The 5,668-nt window shown below is 70.0% G+C and carries 4 protein-coding genes; all 4 read right to left on the bottom strand.

Annotation, left to right across the window (positions count from 1 at the left end):
• Positions 1-57: 57 nt before the first annotated feature.
• Positions 58-1,356 (bottom strand): class I SAM-dependent methyltransferase, encoded by a 1,299-nt coding sequence (locus ACWDR3_RS47030; protein WP_450358835.1) that lies wholly within the window; start codon positions 1,354-1,356, stop codon positions 58-60.
• Between the two features lie 239 nt (positions 1,357-1,595).
• On the bottom strand, positions 1,596-2,984 hold the full coding sequence (locus ACWDR3_RS47025; protein WP_450358834.1) for an NAD(P)/FAD-dependent oxidoreductase: 1,389 nt from the start codon (positions 2,982-2,984) through the stop codon (positions 1,596-1,598).
• Positions 2,985-3,433: 449 nt separating this feature from the next.
• Entirely contained in the window at positions 3,434-4,306 is an 873-nt protein-coding gene (locus ACWDR3_RS47020; protein WP_450358833.1) for a YwqG family protein, read from the bottom strand.
• A gap of 82 nt (positions 4,307-4,388) precedes the next feature.
• Complete coding sequence (locus ACWDR3_RS47015) at positions 4,389-5,351, bottom strand: Ppx/GppA phosphatase family protein (protein WP_450358832.1); 963 nt, start codon at positions 5,349-5,351, stop codon at positions 4,389-4,391.
• Positions 5,352-5,668: the final 317 nt, after the last annotated feature.

The following is a 5,668-nucleotide window of genomic DNA, read 5'->3' as shown; positions in this document are numbered from 1 at the left end:
GCTGCCGGCTGGCAGCGGAGCCCCTCCGTGTTCAAGTGCCGTGCGGACGCGGTCCGTTCAGTTCCAGGTGCGCGCCCGCAACGGCAGCCCGGACAGCCCCGTGTCGGGTGTGCGTACCGCCAGGACCTGGTTGACGCCGATGCGGTTGCGCTCGAAGGCGAGGGCGCTGGCGGCCATGTACAGCCGCCAGACGCGGGCGCGGCCGGCGCTGGTCAGCTTGACCGCCCGCCCCCACTCGGCCTCCAGGTTGGCCACCCAGCGGCGCAGGGTGAGCGCGTAGTGCTCGCGGATCGACTCGACGTCCCGCACCTCGAACCCGGCCCGCTCCAACTGCGTGACGGTGGAGCCGAGCGGGGCGAGTTCGCCGTCCGGGAAGACGTACGCGTCGATGAACTCGTCGATGTTGTACGCCGATTCGTCGCTCTGCGGCCGACGCGCGATCTGGTGGTTGAGCAGCCGTCCGCCGGGCTTGAGCAGCCGGTACAGATCCCGGGCGTACTCCAAGTACCGCTCTGCGCCCACGTGTTCGGCCATCCCGATGGAGGAGATGGCGTCGTAGGGCCCGTCGGCGACGTCCCGGTAGTCCTGCACCCGGATCTCCACCCGGTCGGTCAGCCCCTCGTCCGCGACGCGCTTACGGGCGTACGCGGCCTGTTCCTGGGAGAGGGTGATGCCGACGACGCTCACGCCGTGCTCGCGGGCGGCGTGCACGGCCATGGAGCCCCAGCCGCAGCCGACGTCGAGCAGGCGCTGACCGGGCGTCAGATCGAGCTTGCGGCAGACGAGTTCGAGCTTGTCGCGCTGCGCGTCCTCAAGGGTGGCGTCAGCCTCGGAGGACTCCCAGTAGGCGCAGGAGTACACCATGGAGGGGCCGAGGACGATCTCGTAGAAGTCGTTGCCGACGTCGTAGTGGTGGCTGATGGCGCGTCTGTCGCTGCGCTTGGTGTGCAGGTGGGAGCGGGCCCTGCGGACCTCCTCGCGGGGCGGGGCGGGCGGCAGCGGCAGCCCGGCGAGTTTCACGAGCCCGCGGGCGGCGGCCCGTACCTCCGGGTCGCGCACCGCCTGCGCGAGCGACCGGGCGTCCTCCCCGCGCTCCCACACCAGACCGGCGATCTGCGTGAGGGCGGCGTAGAGGTCTCCTTCGATGTCCAGGTCCCCGGCGACCCAGGCACGGGCGAGCCCCAGCTCCCCCGGTTTCCACAGCAGCCGGCGCACGGCACGCCGGTTGCGCACGATCAGCGTGGGCGCGCCCGGCGGCCCCGCCTGCGACCCGTCCCAGGCGCGGATGCGCACCGGGAGCGGGACCCCAATCAGTTGTTCGACGAGGCTCTTCAGCCGCAGCGCGGCGTCGGCCATGGCGACCTCCATGACAAGCGATACCGAAATGACCAGTCACTACGTAAACACCAACGGGGCGACTGCGCAGTCCCCCAGGTGCGTTACGACTGGGCAAAATGGCTGTAGCTGCCACGTACATGGAGTGCGGGCGGGCCGCGGGGCGAGTCGCCGGGCATGCCGAAGGGCCTCCCGCACCACGGATGGCGGAAGGCCCTTCGGTTCGCTCGCTTCTTCGGTTGTCCGGCGACCGGGGTGGGTCAGGAGGCCTTGGCCTCGGACTTCTCCGGCTGGGCCACGGCGGCGGGCGCCGGGGCCGGCTTGGCGGCCTCGTAGAACTCCTCGCGGGGGTTCTCCATGGCGCCGAGGGCGACGACCTCGCGCTTGAGGAACATGCCGAGGGTCCAGTCGGCGAAGACGCGGATCTTGCGGTTCCAGGTCGGCATGGCCAGACCGTGGTAGCCGCGGTGCATGTACCAGGCGAGCCGGCCCTTGACCTTGATCTTCATCTTGCCCATGACGATCATCGCGACGCCCTTGTGGAGGCCGAGACCGGCCACCGCACCCTTGTTGGCGTGCGAGTAGTCCTTCTGCGGGAAGCCCCGCAGGCCGGACATCACGTTGTCGCCGAGGACCTTGGCCTGGCGCAGCGCGTGCTGGGCGTTCGGCGGGCACCAGGCGTTCTCGACACCGGCCTTGCGGGCGGCGATGTCGGGGACCTGGGCGTTGTCGCCGGCGGCCCAGATGTAGTCGGTGCCCTGGACCTGGAGGGTCGGGGCGCAGTCGACGTGACCGCGGGGGCCGAGCGGCAGGCCGTAGCGGGCCAGCGCCGGGTTCGGCTTCACGCCGGCGGTCCATACGACGGTGTTGGAGTCGACCTCAAGACCGTTCTTGAGCACGACATGCCCACCGACGCAGGAGTCCATCGAGGTGGAGAGGTAGATCTCCACACCGCGGCTCTCCAGGTGCTCCTTGCCGTACTGGCCGAGCTTGGGGCCGACCTCGGGCAGGATCTTGTCCGCGGCGTCGACGAGGATGAAGCGCATGTCCTCGCGGGACACGTTCTTGTAGTACTTGGCCGCGTCGCGGGCCAGGTCCTCGACCTCACCGATGGTCTCCGCACCGGCGAAGCCGCCGCCGATGAAGACGAAGGTGAGCGCCTTGCGGCGGATCTCCTCGTCGGTGGTGGAGTCGGCCTTGTCCAGCTGCTCAAGCACGTGGTTGCGCAGGCCGATGGCCTCCTCGATGCCCTTCATGCCGATGCCCTGCTCGGCGAGGCCGGGGATCGGGAAGGTCCGGGAGACCGCGCCGAGCGCGATCACCAGGTAGTCGAAGGGCAGCTCGTACGCCTCACCGACGAGGGGGGCGATCGAGGCGACCTTGCGGTCCTGGTCGATGCTGGTGACCCGGCCGGTGAGAACCTCCGCCTTCGGCAGCACGCGTCGCAGCGGGACGACGACGTGGCGCGGGGAGATGTTGCCGGCGGCGGTTTCGGGGAGGAAGGGCTGGTAGGTCATGTACGACCGGGGGTCGACGACCGTGACGGTCGCCTCGCCGTAGCGCATCTTCTTGAGAATGCGCCGAGCTGCGTACAGGCCTACGTACCCACCGCCTACTACGAGGATCCTGGGACGCTCCGTGGTGCTCATGCCATCGAGTATCCACCTGCCCCAGGGGGGTCGCTCGTGCGCCCCTTCACAAGCTTGTGGAGGGTGTGTGCTATTCTCCGCGGCCGCCATGATCCAGGTCACCCCGCCGAGGGGGAACCCTCGCCCGGTACGACCCGTTGTCAATGCCTCGTGAGCTGCCGCTCTGAGTCTCCGACGGCCCCGACGGCCCTCCGTCGGCCGCCCCCTCGACACACCCCCGACACCCCCTCGACACACACTCCTGAACGCGTTCAACACCCTACCGGACCCTCGGAAGGGCCAACCGGGGCCTTTTCCTGCTCCGACAGGGCCGAATTCCTTGTGAAGAACTTCACGAACTTTCTCGGCGGGGGGTTCTGGAGGAGGGTCTTGAGGGCTCTTTGAGGGCTCTCTGGGCTGCTCATCGGGGGTGTCGGATGCTCAGTGGAGTGCGCTTCCGCCCCGCCGCCCTAGCACTGTACGACCAGCCGAACCCGGTCGAAGCGGGATGCCGTCAGGTCCTCCTGGCGGATCAGCCAGTAAAGGGTCCCCGCGTCCCCCCACTCCATCCCCGCGTCGGTGTCGCTGTCGAACTGGGCGAGGACGACCCAGCGGGCGGCTTCCTCGTCCAGGAGGGGGTCGCCCCAGGTGTGTTGGCCCGGGCCGAGGTGCGCGTCCGCGATCTCGTACTCCACCGGGCCCTGCACGGGGACGGCGTGGCCGCCTATCTGGTGGCCCATGTGGCCGCGCAGGCGCTCGAACGCGCGGCGGAACGAGCGGAGTTCGACGGGGGTCTCGCGGAAGTGATCCGGCCACTGCCCACCGTCACCGAGCAGAGCCTGCCGGGCCTGCGGCAGCCAGAGGTCGGGGGCGCTGAGCTCCGTCTCCGCGGCGAGGGGCGTGCGAGGGAAGGAGGCCAGCTCCTCCGGTACGTCGGCCGGGCGGACCGGTGTGCCTTCCGGGACGTACAGGACCTGGGCCCCGGCCCAGGTCTCGGGATCGTAGACGGAGACGAACGAACCCTCGTCGCCGTCGGCCTCACCGTCGTACTCGTAATAGAAGAAGAGAAGGGTGCCGTCCTGAGGGAAGTCCGCCGTCAGGGCCTCGCGTGGTAGTGCCGCGCAGCGCACCGACGCGACGAAGGACAGCGGGCCGTGGCCCGGCCACTCGGGCCAGTCGGTCCCGTCCGGCAACTCCGGCGTGCCGCCGAGGGTGGCGACGGGCTGCTCGTCGGTCGCGGCCGGGTGCAGGCGGGCGCACGGGCGCAGGAGGGAGGTCCATCGGTCGGCGAGGTCGGCGGAGAGGTGATCGGCCGCCAGTCGCGCGTATCGCTCGTCGGTCATGACGACCATGGTCCCGGTCGGCACTGACATCCGTGCCGCGGGGCCCGACGGGCGGTACTACGACGGTCCGGCTCAGCCCCCCCTACTTGCCGGCCTCGGACTCCCCTGCCGCCAAGAAAGCGATCCCATCCAGAATGTCGTGCTCGCTCACCACGACCTCCGCCGCGCCGGTCCGCTCCATGATCGAGAGCAGTACGAGGGCGCCCGCCCCGATGACGTCGACGCGGCCCGGGTGCATGGAGGGGATGGTCGCGCGTTCGGCGTGGGTGGAGGTCAGCAGGGACTCCGTGATCTCGCGGACGCGGTCGTAGGAGACGCGGGAGTGGTGGATGGCCTGGGAGTCGTACTCGGGGAGGTTCTGGGCGATCGCCGAGATCGTGGTGACCGAGCCGGCCAGGCCGACCAGCGTGCGGGCCTCGCGCAACGGGACCGTCTGTTCGGCGAGGTCGAGGGCGGCCTCGATGTCCGCGCGCATCGCCGTGATCTGGTCCGGGGTGGGCGGGTCGGTCACCGCGCCGTCGCGGACGAGGTGACGCTCGGTCATACGGACGCAGCCGATGTCCACGGAGCGGGCGGCCCGGACCTGGTCGTCCCCGACCACGAACTCCGTCGAGCCGCCGCCGATGTCGACGACCAGGTAGGGCTTGGCCAGGTCGTCACGGCCGGCGAGTTCGGCGGTCGCGCCCGTGAAGGAGAGGGCCGCCTCCTGGTCGCCGGAGACCACCTCGGGTTCGACGCCGAGGATGTCGAGGACCCCGCGCACGAAGTCGTCGCGGTTGGCCGCGTCCCGGGTGGCGGACGTGGCCACGAAGCGGAGGCGTTCCGCGCCGTGTTCCTTGATGATCGCCGCGTAGTCACGGCAGGCGGCGAAGGTACGCTCCAGGGCTTCCGGCGCGAGCCGACCCGTGCGGTCCACGCCCTGCCCGAGCCGCACGATGGTCATACGCCGGTCCAGATCGACGAGTTCGCCCGTCGCCGGGTCGACGTCGGCCACGAGGAGCCGAATGGAGTTCGTACCGCAGTCGATGGCGGCGACGCGGGTCATGGGGGTGCCCTTCGGTGGTTGCGGAGGTGATCGGGGGACGTGGGACCTTGCTGACGCCGGTCGGCTCTTTCCAACCCGGCTGGCTTGCTTCGAGACGCCGGTCGGCGTCTTTCAGCTCGTCCGGCTGGCTTCGAGACGCCGATCCACATCTTTCAGCCCGTCCGGCTGCTTCGAGACGCCGGTCAGAATCTTTCAGCCCGTCCGACGCGCTTTAGGACGCCAGTCCGCATCTTTCAGCCCGTCCGGCTGCTTCAAGACGCCAGTCCGCATCTTTCAGCCCGTCCGGCGTTTGAGGACGAGGCCGTTCAGGCCGAAGC

It is taken from the genome of Streptomyces sp. NPDC001002, assembly GCF_053599215.1.
Note: the sequence above shows the minus strand (reverse complement) of the source record. Positions and strands in the feature narration are given on the sequence as shown.